Source organism: Methanobrevibacter sp. AbM4, assembly GCF_000404165.1.
Classification (GTDB): domain Archaea; phylum Methanobacteriota; class Methanobacteria; order Methanobacteriales; family Methanobacteriaceae; genus Methanarmilla; species Methanarmilla boviskoreani.
Genome location: NC_021355.1, coordinates 1,980,213 through 1,998,189, shown reverse-complemented (window position 1 = coordinate 1,998,189; position 17,977 = coordinate 1,980,213). Strand labels below are relative to the sequence as shown.

Annotated in this window: 16 protein-coding genes; 10 read left to right on the top strand and 6 right to left on the bottom strand. The window is 28.0% G+C overall.

The window, feature by feature from the left end; translation table 11 throughout:
- Positions 1–859: 859 nt before the first annotated feature.
- On the bottom strand, positions 860–1,333 hold the full coding sequence (locus ABM4_RS08645) for a DUF2299 domain-containing protein (protein WP_016359290.1): 474 nt from the start codon (positions 1,331–1,333) through the stop codon (positions 860–862).
- 318 nt (positions 1,334–1,651) lie between these two features.
- Here ABM4_RS08645 and ABM4_RS08640 point away from each other — a divergent pair, with 318 nt between their 5' ends.
- Positions 1,652–2,761 carry a cobalamin biosynthesis protein gene (locus ABM4_RS08640; RefSeq protein WP_016359289.1) on the top strand — a complete coding sequence of 370 codons (1,110 nt, stop codon included), beginning with the start codon at positions 1,652–1,654 and terminating at the stop codon, positions 2,759–2,761.
- Positions 2,762–3,243: 482 nt separating this feature from the next.
- Complete coding sequence (locus ABM4_RS08635; protein WP_016359288.1) at positions 3,244–4,278, top strand: cobalt-precorrin 5A hydrolase; 1,035 nt, start codon at positions 3,244–3,246, stop codon at positions 4,276–4,278.
- Between the two features lie 314 nt (positions 4,279–4,592).
- On the opposite strand, the gene ABM4_RS08630 is transcribed toward ABM4_RS08635, so the two are convergent.
- From ABM4_RS08630 to ABM4_RS08620, 3 genes are all read right to left on the bottom strand, one after another.
- Positions 4,593–4,841 carry a UPF0147 family protein gene (locus ABM4_RS08630; RefSeq protein WP_016359287.1) on the bottom strand — a complete coding sequence of 83 codons (249 nt, stop codon included), beginning with the start codon at positions 4,839–4,841 and terminating at the stop codon, positions 4,593–4,595.
- Between the two features lie 165 nt (positions 4,842–5,006).
- Complete coding sequence (locus ABM4_RS08625; protein ID WP_016359286.1) at positions 5,007–5,600, bottom strand: class II aldolase/adducin family protein; 594 nt, start codon at positions 5,598–5,600, stop codon at positions 5,007–5,009.
- 30 nt (positions 5,601–5,630) lie between these two features.
- Positions 5,631–7,448: a DNA-directed DNA polymerase II small subunit gene (locus tag ABM4_RS08620; RefSeq protein ID WP_016359285.1), complete on the bottom strand. Its 1,818-nt coding sequence runs from the start codon at positions 7,446–7,448 to the stop codon at positions 5,631–5,633.
- Positions 7,449–7,787: 339 nt separating this feature from the next.
- On the opposite strand from ABM4_RS08620, the gene ABM4_RS08615 reads away from it, so the two are divergent.
- The 5 genes from ABM4_RS08615 to ABM4_RS08595 all read left to right on the top strand — a co-directional run bounded on the left by ABM4_RS08615 (position 7,788) and on the right by ABM4_RS08595 (position 12,684).
- Positions 7,788–8,348: a hypothetical protein gene (locus ABM4_RS08615; protein ID WP_016359284.1), complete on the top strand. Its 561-nt coding sequence runs from the start codon at positions 7,788–7,790 to the stop codon at positions 8,346–8,348.
- Positions 8,349–8,439: 91 nt separating this feature from the next.
- Complete coding sequence (gene cobJ / locus ABM4_RS08610) at positions 8,440–9,510, top strand: precorrin-3B C(17)-methyltransferase (protein ID WP_016359283.1); 1,071 nt, start codon at positions 8,440–8,442, stop codon at positions 9,508–9,510.
- Between the two features lie 385 nt (positions 9,511–9,895).
- Complete coding sequence (locus tag ABM4_RS08605) at positions 9,896–10,504, top strand: potassium channel family protein (protein WP_016359282.1); 609 nt, start codon at positions 9,896–9,898, stop codon at positions 10,502–10,504.
- A 93-nt stretch (positions 10,505–10,597) separates the two neighbouring features.
- The gene (locus ABM4_RS08600) at positions 10,598–11,839 is read left to right on the top strand and encodes a magnesium transporter (protein WP_016359281.1); all 1,242 of its coding nucleotides are present in this window, start codon (positions 10,598–10,600) and stop codon (positions 11,837–11,839) included.
- 197 nt (positions 11,840–12,036) lie between these two features.
- A complete protein-coding gene (locus ABM4_RS08595; protein ID WP_016359280.1) occupies positions 12,037–12,684 on the top strand; it encodes a zinc ribbon domain-containing protein in 648 nt (215 codons plus the stop codon).
- A gap of 166 nt (positions 12,685–12,850) precedes the next feature.
- Here ABM4_RS08595 and ABM4_RS08590 read toward each other — a convergent pair whose 3' ends face one another.
- Together ABM4_RS08590 and ABM4_RS08585 are read right to left on the bottom strand one after the other, a co-directional pair.
- Positions 12,851–13,609 (bottom strand): hypothetical protein, encoded by a 759-nt coding sequence (locus tag ABM4_RS08590; protein ID WP_016359279.1) that lies wholly within the window; start codon positions 13,607–13,609, stop codon positions 12,851–12,853.
- 142 nt (positions 13,610–13,751) lie between these two features.
- Positions 13,752–14,609, bottom strand: a complete 858-nt coding sequence (locus ABM4_RS08585) for a hypothetical protein (RefSeq protein WP_156815338.1) — start codon at positions 14,607–14,609, stop codon at positions 13,752–13,754.
- Between the two features lie 408 nt (positions 14,610–15,017).
- On the opposite strand from ABM4_RS08585, the gene ABM4_RS08580 reads away from it, so the two are divergent.
- The 3 genes from ABM4_RS08580 (at position 15,018) to amrS (ending at position 17,815) form a co-directional block, all read left to right on the top strand.
- Complete coding sequence (locus ABM4_RS08580; protein WP_016359277.1) at positions 15,018–15,416, top strand: Zn-ribbon domain-containing OB-fold protein; 399 nt, start codon at positions 15,018–15,020, stop codon at positions 15,414–15,416.
- Between the two features lie 316 nt (positions 15,417–15,732).
- Positions 15,733–16,767: a thiamine-phosphate kinase gene (thiL, locus tag ABM4_RS08575; RefSeq protein WP_016359276.1), complete on the top strand. Its 1,035-nt coding sequence runs from the start codon at positions 15,733–15,735 to the stop codon at positions 16,765–16,767.
- A 40-nt stretch (positions 16,768–16,807) separates the two neighbouring features.
- Entirely contained in the window at positions 16,808–17,815 is a 1,008-nt protein-coding gene (gene amrS / locus ABM4_RS08570) for an AmmeMemoRadiSam system radical SAM enzyme (protein ID WP_016359275.1), read from the top strand.
- Positions 17,816–17,977 lie beyond the last annotated feature (162 nt).

Sequence of the window (17,977 nt, the reverse complement as noted above, 5' to 3'; positions counted from 1 at the left end):
TGTGCCACCTACAAAAAAATAAACAATATAATAAAGATAAATTAAATAAACCATTATTAAATTGTTAAAAAAAAGTTATAGAATAATATTTTAAAATAAAATTAAAATAAAAATAAAATAACTAAAATTTCCCTTATGTGAAATATTACCTAAAATTTTAGACATCTATTTCAACTGTAAAAATATGTACCTATATTAAAATTTTTCAAAGTACAACTGCAAGTGTAATATTGATGATTATATTTTATAAATTTTTCTATGAAACATCTTTTTTATAAATGTGTGTGTGAGGTATATTTCAAGTGAAACAATATTTAGCAGGAAAGTAAAATGAAAACATGTATTTCAAGTGTAAATTTTTTAATTTTTTTTTAAAATAAAATTTTTTGATTTAATCTGAAAAATAGGGAGGTAAATTTTATGAAATTTTACATATGAAATATACCTCTTAAGTTCTAATATATACCAAATTTACTTTCACTTGAAACACATCTCTCACACACCAAAAAGTAAAAAATTAAATTCATAATAATTGGTAAAATTATATAAAAAAATAGAGTTAAGTCCAATGAAATTTCTAGGTATAATTTCAACTATAAAAATCATAATTCATAGTATATAATGAGGTATATTGGAATATAAAAAAATATTATTATTATTATTATTATTATTATATTAATAATATTAATAAAATAAAATTATATTTATTAATATATTTTTTATGTTATTATTATCATTATATAAAAAAGTTATATTTTATTTTAAAAAAATAAAAAATGAATATAAAATAAATATAAAGAATTTTTTTTAAAAAAAATAGTTAAAAATAATTTAAATGAATTAATAAAGAATAAAAATTCTACTGATTGTCAAAGTCATTTAGATCAATACTTGTTGATGAGAATGTCTTGTCAATCAACCATAAACATTGAAGTTTAGATTTGTAAATTCTTTTAATGGTGTGAATTAACTCGTTTTTTGTAAGACCATCCTCAAATATTTCATCTGTAATGAGGAATCTATTCAACTCGTTATCTGGATGTTCAAGTTCGAAATCAACTAGAAATTGATTCAATGTAAACCTCATAGCCCATATGAAATTCTCTTTTATCTGTTTTGAGGATTGGCTGATCATATTCTTCTGCTCTTCGGCAATCTCAGTTGCACATCCTATGAGGATCATATCCTCCTTTCCAACAGGCTGAATCAAATCCATCATATGGTCCTGGGGATAGTTGATTATGTAATGAAAATTAGCATTTTGATCCTGGATTTTCTTATTTAAAAGACCTTCATCAGTTAGCCACTTGATTATTTTACTTTCATCGATCATTTATATCATCTGTAAACTTTTTTTTAAAAAATAATAATTATCATATAATATTATTAAATATAATATTTTTATATTATAATTGTTTAATTAAAATATTTGTTTTATTCATTAATATATTGATTTTATATTTTTTATATAAAGAATATTTATTTTTATAATAATATTTAAAAAAAAAACTTCATTGAACTTTTACGTAATATGAAGATTACAGTTGAATGGGTTTTTTAAAATAATTCATCTGTAATTTATTTTTACTTTTTATTATTAATTAAAAAAAATAGTATATTATTTATATGATTTTTTAAAAAACATTTAGTAATGATAAATAGTATTCTTTTAAATAATTTTTATATAACAACTACGGTGTTTTTTGTAGTTTCCATACTTGCAATATTGATGGATGAGCTGATTGGTGAGGTTCCATCAAATATGCATCCAGTTGTGTTTATTGGAAAATTAACTAATTTTTTTAAGAATATCTATATAAAGCTCGATTCCTATCTTTCAGGACTGTATTTACTTTTGTCAGTTGTTTTTGTATTTTTGATAGTGAGCTATATTGTACTATTGATTATCACATACCTTCCATTGATAATTACAATAATACTTTTCGCATTGCTTCTATCATCTACATTTTCAATTAATCTACTTTTAAGTTCTGCCGAACATGTCAGGATCCTTTTAGAAAACAGGGAAATTTTTGCAGCTAGGGAAGCCGTATCACAGTTAGTAAGCAGAGACTTAAGTGGTTTGAACCAGAACTATGTTATATCCGCTACGATTGAGAGTTTGACAGAAAACGTTACAGACTCTGTAATAAGTCCATTGTTCTATTACTTTGTATTGGGATTTTTAATTATCATATTCAATTGTTATAACCATTTGTTTGATTATAGCTATATTATAACAAACCTCAATCTCTTTGTTTTAAATAATATGCAGATAGACGCAAACAGGGTTGTTATTGATTTGATATTTGTATGTATAATCATTGCATATCTCTTTAGAATTGTCAATACACAGGATGCTATGGTTGGATATAAAACTAAAAAATACATCAAGATCGGATTTGTTCCCGCAATATGCGATGATTTATTGAACTTCATTCCAGCAAGGATTACAGGATATTTAATGATATTGTCTGCAAGAATTCTGGGTATGGATTGGAGGAATGGTTTAAGGATAATGAGAAGAGATGCAAGAGCATGTGAAAGTCCAAACTCAGGTTATCCAATGGCTGCTGCAGCCGGTTCACTTTCAATACAATTGATTAAGAGGAATCATTATATCTTAGGAGATCCAATAAAACGTATAGAGCCATACGATATTAGAAGGGCATATAATTTGTCTAGATGGACTATATTCCTTTTCATTCTATTCCAATTTATAATTCTATTCCTGATACTAATCGTAATGTGGATAATTTAATTTCCCGATTTTCTATTTTTTTTACTTATCTTTTCACTGATTTTATTAATAATATTATCGCATACACCTGTTTAATTTGTTTATCCATTGTTTTACTGTTTATTTTTGATTTCTTCAGTATAGTTTATCTAATTATGATTATCTATTTTTAGTTTCCATTTATTTAAGTTATCAATATATAATATTAATTTGTTTTTCAATTTATCATATGATAATTATTGTTTGATTAATATATGATATAAAAGCGTTTATTTGATTAGATAAATACTTATTCTTATTTTTAGATAGATTGTTCTTGTAAATATAAGGATATTCTATTAATTTTAAAAACTTTATTTAATAAAAAACATATTATTAATATAAATCAGATGTTATTTTTTATTTTTTTAAATAGGTTTTATATGTAAAACAAGATTCATTAAATTAATTATTATTTAGTATAATGTAATTTAATGTAAAATAAGGGTTTTATAGGTGTAATTATGAAGATTGCAATAATATCAGTTACAGAAAATGCTAAAAATTTAGGCTTGGAGATTCAGGAGAAATTATCTAAAGATCCTACAGTTATAAAGTGTGATTGTTTCTATAAAAATGTTAAGGAAAACTTTAACTATGCTTTCAATAACTATGATGGTATAATTGCAATAATGGCTAGCGGCATTACGGTTAGAACTGTTGCCCCTTTAATCAAATCAAAGGATAAGGATCCTGCAATATTAAATATAGATGAGAAGGGTGAATATGTTGTAAGTCTACTTTCAGGTCATTTAGGTGGTGGAAATGATTTAACAAGAAAGATAGCTAGATTAATCAGGGCAAAACCTGTCATTTCAACATCAACTGATGTAAATTATAAATATGGTGTTGATACAATTGCATCTAGATACTATTATAGAATTAATAACGTCAAATCAATATTGCCATTTAATAAGGCCGTTTTAAACAATATACCTTTTACTATTAAATCAGAAAAGGATATAAGCTTTTTAAAAAAATACTTTTTAGGATGCAAGTTTGAGCAATTACCTGGAAAGGTATATTCTGATAATGATCTTGAAAATAAGGTGAATTTAGGACAGATTCAATTCTCGTTTGAAAGTGATGGTCAGGAGTTTACACTTGAAATGGATGAGAGGAAACTTGTGGTAGGCATTGGTTCAAGACGTGGTAAGACCATGCAAAATGTAATGATAGCTGTTGAAAATGCACTCGAAAATTTGAATATACCTATCAGTAGAGTTAATAGTTTTGCAACCATATCAATTAAAAAAGATGAGGAAGGAATAATTAATGCATGCAAACATTACAATAGACCATTGGAGATAATTGATATAGATGATGTTCGTAATTTCACATCAGATGATTGTTCCAGATCTGAGTTTGTCCAGAAGAAATTTGGAATAGACGGTGTCTGTGAGCAATGTGCAATGATAGCTGCAGGTGAAGGTGGAAAATTAATCCATAAAAAAATAGCGATGGATGGTGTAACTGTAGCAGTAGCTGTTTCAAAATAGATTTGGGATTTGTTTAAGTTATTATTATTTATTTAGTATAATAATCTATTACAATATTTTTTTTTTTAAAAGAGAAATATAGATTATTTTATAATTTAAAAGGATTTAGTTAGTAATTTATTAATTTTTATAAAAAAATAGCGATGGATTGATATTATAAATTACTAAAAGTTCAATTAATATATAAAAAATCAAGTGATTAGATATTTCAATATTAGATGTATAAAAAAAGTTTTAACATTAAATTAAAATGCTGATTAAAATTATGACTTTATAAAAATAGCTTAAATTAAAAAAATAAAATAAAATTTTATCTATAATGATTCTAATTTACTTAGAATTTCCCATATTAAAGTTCTAGCATGTACAGGAATATTAGGATCATTACTAATATCATCTAGGATAACAATAACTGAACTTGCCCTTACTGTATCGTCGTCTTCTCCATTCATTAAAATGTCATTAGATTCTTCTGCAGCCTTTCTAATGTTTCTTGGTACAGTATTGTTTTCCATAATATAATTTAATATCTCTGAAACTTCTTGAAATATTTCGTTAACCATAAATAACACTCCTTTAAATTTATTTTTGGTAAATAAAATAAACTAATATTATTTATTTTTTTTATAATATTAAAATTTTGCTAAAATTAATATTATTTTACTATGGTATATAAAGCTTTTTTTTTTAAAAAATTAAAAAAAAATAAAATACATTTAAAAAATGGTTTATAGTGAATTTAATGTTTGGGATATGTACTGTGTTTTAGCTGTTAATTCAATAAATTCAGCAAGGTTAGATGCCTCCTCTATATCGGATCCGACAGTGATTATTCCATGGTTTTTTAAGATTAATACATCTGATATATTATCCTGATTTTCTTTAAATGCCTTGCCAACATTCTCTGCAAGCTCTAATGTTCCCGGTTTGTAGTATTTAATTTCAGGATTTGTAGGAGCTTTAATTGGTCCGAAACCCTCATATCTTTTAATCTTTTTATTGGAGTGGGCATAGCCTGTGGCAAATGGTGAATGTGTATGTACAATACTTGATACATCCTCACGGTTCTTGTAAATGGAACAATGCATTACATACTCAGATGAAGGCTTACCATCGGACAATATATTTCCATCTAAATCAATAACTACAATTTTATCCTCTGTCAGATCACCTAATGAAACCAAGGTTGGTGTAATGGCTACCAAATCTGAACCATCATCTGATTTAAACTTTATACTGACATTTCCTGATTTTCCAGGAACTAAACCTAAGTCATAAAGTTTTTTTGAATATTCTACAATAAGTGTTTTTGAATCTGTCATATTTTACCTCCAATAAAAAATAAAAATTATTTATATGAATTTTAATTGTCTATAAACTCCTTTATCAAGTATAGGAACTTCCGCAGGAGTTGGTTCAATATTATAAATCTTCTGGAACTCGGTCTGGGTCTGGAATGTTCCTGAATTTATTAGATGTATGCCGTTGAATACCTTATGTGTGTTAATGTGTACATGTCCAGTATGGAACACATCTGGAACATCGGAGATTACAAGATAATCCTCAAGTTCTGATGCAAGCGGAGTTCTTTCCCCATAGATTGGTGCTAGATGTCTTTTTTTAAGGAGTTCTTCCATCAATATATCGTTTCTTTCATGGGAAAATCCTTTGACATTCATTGCCATATCATCAAAACTACGTCCATGGTATATTAAAACTTTGATTCCATCTAATGACACATATCCCGGATTACTGATAAATTCCACATTGTTTAGTTCATATAATGATTTTGCATATTTTTCCGGTACAGCCGGTTGAGGCTCTGCAACCCTAGATGCGTCGTGGTTTCCAGGGGTAATGATGATCTTAATGTCACTTCTGATTTGTCCTAAGTAACTAGCTGCCTTATCATATTGTTGACGGATATCCTTAATTTCCAGTTCCTTTTCCTGGTTTGGATAGACGCCAATTCCGTCCACAATATCTCCACCAATAATAAGATATTTAACATCATTAGCTATTCTGACTTGTTCCTCATTACCATATTCACCGTTTATCCACATGATAAACCTTTCAAATGCCTCAGGAAGAAATGTTTTACTTCCTATATGGACATCGGATAGGAATACTATACCAAAGTCCATCTCCTTTTGAGGTATTCTTGGAACACCTGGATGTATAATCTGGTTTCCAATTGCAAGCTGGTTTCCACTACCCTGCATTTTACTTGCAAGGATTCCTACTACCTCATCTTTTACAAGTTTCTCAGCCTCATTATACAATTCAGTATTATCCTTACTAAATAGGATTGGAATTGTACCGGTTTCATCCTCGAATTCAATTAGTTTATGGCCTTTTTTGGTGGTTCTAATTTCATTGACCATTAAGATTAGAGCTAAATCAGTCTGATCATCTGAGATATCTTCAATTTTCTGGTATACTCTAAGCTCAGGTCTTTTAGATAGAATCTCCGCCTCCTTTTCATATCTGCTTCTGAAGTAGCTTATAAGGTTTCCAATTTCACCACTAGTATATGACTTGTTACTTGTATCCTGAAGTATTTCAAAATCATATTCGACATTGCTTTCCTCCATGTTTCTTCTACAGATTTTGTGGTTGTCTTTGATGTTTTTAATATCTGCAATCTTTTCAGCCTGTGCATCGGTACCTGGATTATACCTTATTTTAGATGCATCAAATTCCCCATCCTCTTCTGATTCGTCTAACTCACTTTCAATTGAAGTTTGAGGCTTTTCCATTTCCGGTTCTGTTTTTATGTTGTTGTTTTCTATTTGTAGTTCTGTTTCTGGTTTTCTGTTTTTGATGGCGTTTTCTGGTTCTCTTTCTATACTGTTGTTTTCAATATCCTCAATTTCTTTTGAGATTTTTAAATCATTGTTAATGGTCTTGTTTAATGGCTTATTTTGATTTTGAATACTTTTAATATCTTTGGATTCTAGATTGTCGACATTCTCCCCATTAATTAATTTCTCTATAATGTCCTCATTAACGGATACAAAGTCATCTTTTGTAAGGGCACTGCTTTTTAACTTAACAATGATTGATGATGTAAGAGTTAAAGGATCATTTGATTCTAGAATCTTGGAGTATGCAGCTGGTGATAGGTTGAAACCTTTTTTTGCAAATTTTAAAAGAATTTCTGAAGACATAATAATCATTTTTATTTATTTATAGGACTTAAATCATTTAAAGCTGATTTTAAGCTAATTACCAGTAAATTTAAATAAATCCTTAATTTATTATAAAAGAATATTTCTAAATTTTTATCATTATTTAATTTTTTATTTAGAATTATATAAAATTTTACGAATAATTTAATCAATGGATTTTCCAGATATTTTTTTTATAAATTAGGTATATTTTTATATTAATAAATTTAAATATAGTATAATAAATCAAGGATTTTTCAAATATATTAGTAATTTAATTAGATAATTTTTATTATTATATTTAATATTTTCATGATTTAAAATTTAGAACGTGATATAATGAATAAAGTGCTTAAAGGAATACTTATAATAATTTTATTTATAGGTTTTTTCGAAGCTGGGTTATTAAGTTCTTATACTATAGTTACATCTCAGGTTCCAGATGTAGGTGGATTGATTAACCTACAAATGGATACTATAAATGGAATCTTTTCATCTCAAAATATTAATAGTGTAGTTATTAAAGATCCAACACCTATTAATGTAACAAACAAACAGGAGTTTGCAGCACAACTGCAGAACCTGACGGGTGTAGATGGAATCGATTATAATAATTTAACTATTGGAACATTTGATTCTACTGATGATGATGAAATCAATTTAAATATTACTGCATATGGTTATTCAAGTCCTTCATCTTCAAGTTCATCAATTGTAATCAGTGCAAGTCCTGACTATAAGATATTGGCTACTGCAACTGCTAATTCAACCGATGAAGGTTATCGGGTTAATTTAAATTCAATTAAAATTAATTCAATATTGAAGATATATAATCCTAATGCAACTAACACAGTTAATAATACGTCAAATGGATCCAATGATTCATTAGGAATTGTTTAATAATTAGATTTTTAATTTAATATTTTTTTATAATTTTTAATTTTAATAGCTATTTTTAATATTTTAATGTAAATGGATAACAGTTGGTATTATGATAAATGTTATTGGTATTGGTCAAGATAGAGATACAATGACACTTGGAGCTTTAAAAGCTATTGAGGATTCCGATGTAATTGTTGGTTATAAAAATTACATCGAGGCTATATCTGATTTAATTGAAGGTAAGGAAGTAATTAAAAAAGGTATGGGCGATGAGGTTAAGAGAGTTGAAATGGCTATAGAAAGAAGTCTTGAAGGTAAGACTGTGGCCATTGTGTCCTCAGGCGATCCTGGCGTATTTGGAATGGCAAATGTATTGTTTCAAATAGGAAGTAAATATGATAACATTGACATAAATGTTTATCCGGGTGTCTCAGCATTGAATTACTCCGCAAGTAAGCTTGGAGCTCCACTTCATGATTTTGCAGCCATTAGTTTAAGTAATCTATTAACTCCATTATCCGAGATTGAAAATAAGTTGGAACATGCCTTAAAGTCAAACTTGATTATAGCTATTTATAATCCGATAAGTAAGTCAAGAAAAGAGCCATTTAAATTGTTCATGGATTTAACTTTAAAGATTCGTGGAGAGAATACGTTAATAGGTATTGTAAACAGTGAAACCTATCCGTCAAAGGTTAAGGTAATTAAATTAAAAGAGCTTGATCCAGATAAAATTAACATGTTTACATGTCTTATTGTTGGAAATAAGATGACCTATGAGGAAAACGGTTACATGATTACCTCAAGAGGGTATGTGGTTCGTGAAAGATTACATCCAATGTCTGTGGATTTCTATCAAAGATATATTGATGGTGAGACTCCAACAGGACCGAATAAATCCTGTGGTTATTATCCATGTCATGAGGACGGTCAATACTGCGATTTCTGTTATTGTCCATTTTATCCCTGTGGAGATCCGTCAACAGGCGGAAGGTGGATCAAGAACAAGAATGTATGGTCATGTGAGGACTGTGTGTGGGTACATAAAAAGGAAAACATTGACTGTATAAAACCATATGTTAATAAATTAGTTAAGGAGCCTAACGATTTATTAAAGAATAAGAAAGCCCTTTTAAAATTGAGACGGGCTTGTATTTTGTCCAATCCAAAAGTAGAATAAGTAACCTCTTATTTTTAAAATTTATTTTTATATCTTTATGATAATCTTCAATAAATTATTAATTCTTTTTTAAGATTGTTGATTATTGTTGAACTATTTTTTTTAATATTTTATCCTATCTTTTTAAATTATCAATTTCTTATTAATGATGTTTTTTTATAAGCTAATTGTATTGGTTTTTTTTTAAATAGTCGGTTTTTATTATCTATTTATAAATCTACTTAGACATTATTAATTAGTACTTGTAAATACTGGATTTTTTATCTATATTTGATTTCTATCAATGATAATTCATGAAAATTTAATATTTATATTTAAAGAAATAAAATATATAATATTGAATTTAGAATTTTTTTAAAAAATTTTAATATATTGAAGGGATTTAATGCCGAGTATTAAAGATATTTTAATTGAAATGAAGAATATGTCAGAGTTAATGGTAGATTTAGCCTATTCTGCTGTTCTTTTTAATAGTAAAGACGCCTCACACGAGGTGCTGAAATTAGAAAATAGAATTAATAGTTTAAATTATGAAATTAAGACTCAATCTCTTTTAGCTGCAAGGTCAAAAGAAGATGCTGAGGAATTGACTGCATTACTTGAAATTGCAGAGGCAACAGAATCAATTGCAAACGCTGCAAAAGATTTAGCTGATCTAGTAATCAAAGGATTCAAACCACATCCAATTTTTAAACGTGTTATGGAAGAATCCGATGAGATGATTGCTAGTGTAACTGTAAAGGGGGATTCTGAACTATGCAACAAGAGTTTAGGAGACCTATTGTTAGATACCCGTACTGGTATGAGGGTTATAGCTATTAGACGTTATGACACCTGGATTTACGGACCAAATAAACATACTGTAATATTAGAGGATGATGTATTACTTGCTAAGGGAACTGAAACAGGTTCTGATATATTAGTTCAAATTGCAGATGGAGAAATGTCATTTGATGACCTTTCTGATATTAGTTTAGATGACGATGATGATTAAATTATAAAATTTTTCAATTTTTTTTATTTAATATGAGTTAATTTATTCTATATTGTTTTAAAAACCTTTTATTAATTAAATAATGTTGATATAATGAAATATAAAACTAAAGTAGATAAGTTACCTCATATAATTAGGATAAACAAATCCTTTATTAGGGAAAGTTTAACTGCTCTTTTAATATGTGCTATTGGAGATTTATGCGCAGGTATAATCTTAGGAAATATGACTTATTTCTTAGACTTATTCCCTGGACTTCTCGTTCTTATTCCTGGAGCTATTGGAATGAGAGGTAATATATTCGGATCTTTTGCATCAAGATTAAGTACCAACCTCCATATCGGTACTTTAGATCCAGAATTTAAATGGTCTCCAATACTTAATACTAACCTTTCAGCTTCATTTATATTAACTATGGTTTTATCACTATTTTTAGCTATTTTTGCTAAGTTAATATGTTTTATCTTCCACTTGAAATGTATTGGTGTTATGGATATGATTCTAATATCCGTTTTCGCAGGGGCAATTTCAAGTATTATAATGTTGCCGATTACATTTTTCATATCCATTAAAAGTTATATAGGTGGATGGGACCCGGATAACATAACAACACCTATTGTCGCTGCATTCGGAGATTTATTTACTTTACCTGCAATTATAGCATCAATATATGTCTTAAAATTGTTTATTAACAATTATTTTATTAAAACAATAATATTTGTTGGGGTTTTAGTCTTTATTATATTATTATTTGTATATGCTATAAGCTCTAACGGGGATATTAGGTTGATTCTCAGACAATCAACACCTACATTGGTTTTATGTTCATTCTTAGGTATATTTGCAGGATTTATATTAGATAGTTGCGAATCCACCTTACTTACAAACCCAACTTTATTAACATTAGTGCCTCTATTTTCAGGTGAAAGTGGGGATTTAGTAAGTATATTAGGTGCAAGATTATCTTCAGGACTACACTCTGGTTTAATAGAAGCTGAATTCAGATTTACAACTCAAATGAAATATAATTTCTTCATTATATTCCTATTATCCCTAATTGTATACCCGTTTATAGCTATTATTGCAGATATTTCAAGTGCATTACTAGGTGTGCAGATGTTTCCAATGGCTCAATTGATCTTGATTAGTATGCTTGCAGGACTTATACTAATACTTATAATGATGTTTATTGTATTCTTTATAGGTGTCCATTCATACAATAAAGGTCTTGATCCGGACAATGTAATCATTCCAGTATCAACAAGTCTTACAGATGCATTATCTAACTCATTACTTGTTGTATTTTCATTGATTATCATTGCGATATTAATCTAGTCTGATACTGGATTTTAAATATTTTAGGTATTTGTCTTGGTTCAAATCAAGGCTTTATAAATATTTAAGATATTTTAGTTTAGTACTATTTAAAAAATTTTAAATATTTAAGATGATAAATTAATATCTAGTTTTTTTTTAAAACTAAAGATTAAACAATCTATTTTTTTTTTAAATTGAATTAAAGGGGGTTTTAGATGTCTGATTTTAAGTTTTGTCCTATGTGTGGTGCAGAAGTAAAAAAGGATTATGAATACTGTTATAAATGCGGTTTTTATTTAAATGGGGAATTACCTGATGATAAAGATAAAACCGTGAATACCTCAAGAAAACCTAAAACCAGTAATAAAAACTACTTATCAATCCTTGTTGTAATACTTATTATTGCAGTTGTCGCGTTTACAGGATTTTCCTATTATAATTCCCATGGAGATATGGATGCAATGAAATTCAGTTTAATGCCACATAAAATTGCAATTAATTCTGTAGATTTAACTGGTAGCGAGGACTTAAATTCCGATGATTATAAAGGTCATACCAAGTCTTATAAGATAACTTATACTGCTAAAGATAACTTAAAAGATACAACCGTGGAAATATATCCATATTCCTCAGATGGCAAACAATTAGATGTCATGGCAAATTTCTTTGGTTTGAATTCTTTAAACATACTTTGTTATGATGATAATATTAGCTCCGGTGCAAGTAAAACAGCTGATGTGATGTTTGGTCAAAAGAATTCCAATGATTTTAACCTATCCTATCTAAAAGTGTTTGTATATAAAGAAAAACCTAATGGTGACAGGGACTTAATTGATAAATTTACATATGATGTTAATCAATGATAATAATCTTAACCCTTTAATATTTTTTTTTATAATAAATGGAATTCCATCTTTTATTTAATTATAATATTTTTTTTATAATATAACCTAAGTTTGTATCCTTTTATACTATCTTTGGAATTGTTTTTCGTTGATTTCCATAAAACAGTCTTTTTTTAAGTATTTTCTATTTATACCAGGTTTTAAGTATTATCCTTCCATTAATCTCTTTAAAGTAGTCATATTTTAGATGTTCTTTATTAAAATCTTTAGGTACCCTTACGATTATGGAATTGACATTGTCTGTATTTTCATGGACTATAATACTTGTTGAGCTATTCCGATTGATTAGGCTATTTAAATCATCGTTTAAACATACCGGATTACTACCTGCAGTTTTTAAATCCGAGTGGTTCTTTCCATTATCCAAATAAAATTCAATGTTTTCACTTTTGTCATTTAATATATAATAGTCTGAGTCTTTTAAATCACCATAGTCTATTTTAAAGGTATTGCATCTCCAATATGCCTTATCATGATTTTGATTACAGATGTAATCTGATTTTTTAATGTTTAAAATGGTATAATCACTATAATAGTCTATCTTCACCATTCTTTTTATTGATATGATGTTTTTTGGATTGTTAAAATCCGGATTATCTCCCAGAATTATCTTATCTAAACTATCGGATGAGGGAATTATGATTATCTGACTGCTGATCTCGTCCTGGAATATATTTCTATCAATTGCATCATAATTATTTTTTAGTGCTAAGATTTTTCGATAGGATAGGATACAGAGATTCGTCTTATTATCTGGGGAATCTTTAGATAAACCTGGGGTATAATCTAAACTGTCACTACATTCTTCCCAGTTGCTTGGATTTCCAGGGTTTTTAATCAGTTGATCCATGGTTTTCATACTGATGGATTCTAGTCTATCCATATCCACCCTATTTGTAATCTTGTTATTTGTAGTGTAAATCATATTGGAACAAGTGGACAAGATTAGAATAATTAACACTATTGAAACTAGTAGTTCTAAAGAGTATATATTTCCTTTATTGTCTAAGATTAAAGAACCCCCATTAATAATTGTCTAGACCATACTTATTTTTATGGCCATTATCCAGATAAATTACATAGGTGGAATTATTTAAATTGATTTTATTTCCATAATAGGGATTGTCCGAGAATATAACATGGTCTGATGAGGTGATGGAACTTGAATAGTTACTGTCCCTTGTAATGATAAAAGTTTCAATTCCATAGTGGGAGCAATTTCCATTGCCTTCCATTCTACAGAATATGCAACTTCCGTCGGAACTTTCATGATAATACTTATTTTCAATACAGTTGGAGATTAAACCATTATTTCCATGGATGGGATATGGTGTATATGGACATTCTTTGATAATGGATGGTGATCTGGCATTTAGATAGGAATTAGAGTTGTTTAATCCTTTATTACTTAGATAATCCCTAAGGGACTCTCCATAGTATATCCCCTCGTTTGTATATTCCAGTCCCTCCTGATTTTTTAGTTTTAAAACAGGTAGGGGATCATTTAATCCTGTAATTGGAATGGTGAATGTATCATTTGACGAATATGAGATGTTGTTCTTTATAATTTCCATATGGCCTGATACTTTAATGTAAAATGGATTCTCATCATTGTCTACCTCTGTAATTTCAGAGTTTACAGTAACCTTATAGGTTTTATAATATTCTTTGTTTAAATCTTGAAGATTTCTGTTGATTTTATCTTTCAGATATGTCCTACTATCCTTTAAGCTATTTTTAGATGAGATTACATCCATAATACTTTCGTTTAAACTTTCATAGGATACAGTTTCAATATTTCTTTTATAGTCTCCAATTATAAACTGAATGTTACTGCTTGTAACCTCATCTGTTTTTTCCTCGTTTAGGTAGTCTGAGGCCATTAAAGCTAGAATCAAACATGTGATAATTATGAAAATCAAAATTAAACTAAATGAAATTATGAGATTCCCGTCATTGTCATTTATAATTTGATTTAAATTTTTCATAAGATTTCTTATAAATCCTTTTTTATTAAATCCTTTTTTATTAGATGATGAATTATCAAGTCTATTTTAAATTTTAAATGATTATAAATAATTTATATGTATTTTAAGATTTACCTTAAAAGGAATCATTTATTTAAATCTAAAAATTAAATTGAAGTTTTTAGTAATCTATTTTTAAAAAATTATAATTATCTGATTATTTGGAAAATAGGAAAATTTTAGGGTAAAAAAAATACTTATTTATATTTTAAAATATAAAGTAAATATAATATCATACTAATTTATTTTATATGGAGGTATCTTATGTCTGATACAGTAAGAGTATGGCGTCATATTCAACAAAGATATAACTTAATTGGTTCAAAATGTACAAACTGTGGTAGATTATATTTCCCACAAAGAGTTGTTTGTCCAGACTGCAGAAGAAAAGGACATATGGAAGATTTTAAATTTAATGGTAAAGGAAAGATATATTCTTACTCTATTGTTAGATCACCGTCTTCTGACTTTAAGACTATCGCTCCTTATGCTGTAGCTATTATTGAATTAGAAGAGGGTGCAAAATTAACTGCACAACTTGTTGATACTGATATTGAAAACATTGAAATAGGAGATCCTGTTGAAATGGTCTTTAGAAAAATCTCTGAAGATGGAGATGATGGAGTAATTTCATACGGATTTAAATTTAAAGTAGTTAAATAAATTATTTAGCTATTTTCTCTTTTTATTTTCAAATTTTGTTTTTAGTTGGTTTTACTTAGTTTTTAGCTTTTTTTTAGATTTTTATTTTCAAATTTTGTTTTTAGTTGGTTTTACTTAGTTTTTAGCTTTTTTTTTAGATTTTTATTTTTAAACTTTATTTTTAGTTTGTTTTTACTGAGTTTTTAGCTTTTTTTAGATTTTTCATTATAGACTTATAGTTTTAAGTCTTCTATTTTGAATCTTTAAAATATCTTTTTTTAGAACTTTAATGTTTTTTATAAAAATTTATTTAATCTAAAAAAACATATCTTTTTTTATGAGTAAAGATTCTATTTCATCATATGGTGAGAAAGCTTTAATTGAAAGAATAATTAATGCGTCCATTAAGAGATCTTCTACAATTAATAATACTTATTTAAATAGAATAGGTGATGATTGTTCTGTAATCAAATATTTAGGCAGATACTTAATTACTACATCAGACATGCTTATTAGAAGTCATCATTTTCCAGATGAGATGACCTATTATGATATGGGATTTAAATCTGTAACTGTTAATGTAAGTGATCTTGCATCTATGGGAGCTAAACCTCTGGGATTTCTTTTAAGTATAGGTTTTAACGGGGATTTATCCATTGATGACTTTGATGATTTTATTGACGGTGTTCTTTCAGCCTGTGATTATTATAATATTCCACTTTTAGGTGGTGATACTAATGATTCAGAGGATATTATAGTCTGTGGAACGGCTATTGGTGAAACATCTACTGAACCAATGATGAAATATGGTTTTAACAAGGGAGATCTGGTTTGTATAACTGGTAAGTTAGGTCTTGCAGCATTAGGTTTTCAACTATTAAATCAAGAGGTCTCATCAGATAATATTACCATTACCGAATCAATAAATAAGGCATTAAAACCTAATGCAAGGTTAAATGAAGGGGAAAAACTTTTATCTCTAGGAGTTAAAACTGCAACTGATATAACGGACGGTCTTGCAAGTGAACTTGAATCCTTACTGGAAGCGGATAAAAAATATTCTGACTCAATTAATAGTAATGTTCCATATAATAAGGGTATTAGAATTTATGAAAGTAAAATACCTGTTGATGAGGAGTATCTAACTATTGTGGATAGTTTGAATCTTGATTTGTATGAATTACTATTTCATACCGGTGAGGATTTCGAACTTATATTTATTATACCTAGGGATTTGAAGGGTGAAATAGAAAAATATTTGGATTTCTATGTTATAGGTGAGGTTACCTTAAATAATACACTTGAAATAGTCCTCACCAATAATGAGATTAAAACCTTATCAGGTATTGGTTATGAACATTTCAAATTATAGTTAATTGATATTTTTTAAGAATTAAAAAGGGGTTATCTTTATGAAAATTGAATCTGTATTATATGAAAAACTAGCTAAATCAAGGGTTAAATGTAATATCTGCAATCAAAATTGTATAATTCCAGAGGGGGATTATGGTCTTTGTATGACAAGGTATAATGATGGGGGAGACCTATATTCAATTACCTATGGTCAAATATCCTCATATAATGTTGATCCAATCGAAAAAAAACCATTGTACCATTTTTATCCCGGAAGCTTAGCATATTCGATAGGCGGTTATGGTTGTAATATGGCATGTTTGGCTTGTCAGAACTATATCATCTCACAGAAAATTGCCAAAGATATTGGTACTGTTAATATTATGCCAGAGACAATTGTTAAAAATGCAGCTTTAACAAACTGTAAGTCAATTGCTTATACATACAATGAACCTACTATGTTTTTAGAATATGTTGAGGATTGTTCTAAACTTGCCCATAGGGAAAACATTAAAAATGTTTTCATAAGCAATGGATTTTTCACATCTGAGGCACTGGAGTACATTCTACCATATATGGACGGATTCAATATAGATTTAAAATTCATGTCTAAACAATTATATAAGGATTACTCTGACGCCCGCCTGGATGTGATACTTGATAATATAAAAGCTATTTATGAAAGTAAAGCTCATCTTGAACTAACAAATCTGGTTATTGAAGACTTAAATGATTCCGATGATATGATTCAAAAATTGGTAGATTTTATAATGGATGAGTTAGGTCCGGAAGTTCCTATACATTTTACAAGGGCATTTCCATACTATAAAATGGATGATATAGAGGCTACAAACCCTTCAAGCTTAATTAACGCATTTGATATTGCCCATAGAACTGGACTCGAATATATCTATTTAGGTAATATGCCTGATGATCAGAATACATTCTGTCCTGAATGTGGTGAGCTTTTGATTGAAAGAAATGGCTATTTTACAAAAGATTTAGGTAAAATCAAAAATAACAAATGTACTAACTGCGGTAGAAAATTAAACTTTGTAATGGATTAATCATGAGAAGAATAAACCCTTAACATCGCACACTGTTGGAGGTTATTGATTGATTAAGGTTAATAACGTACTGTTGAAGGTTAAACTTTGTGATTAATTGATTAAGTTATTTAGAATTAGAGTTTCATTTGATCGTTGTGGATTTTAAGGAAAATTAGACAT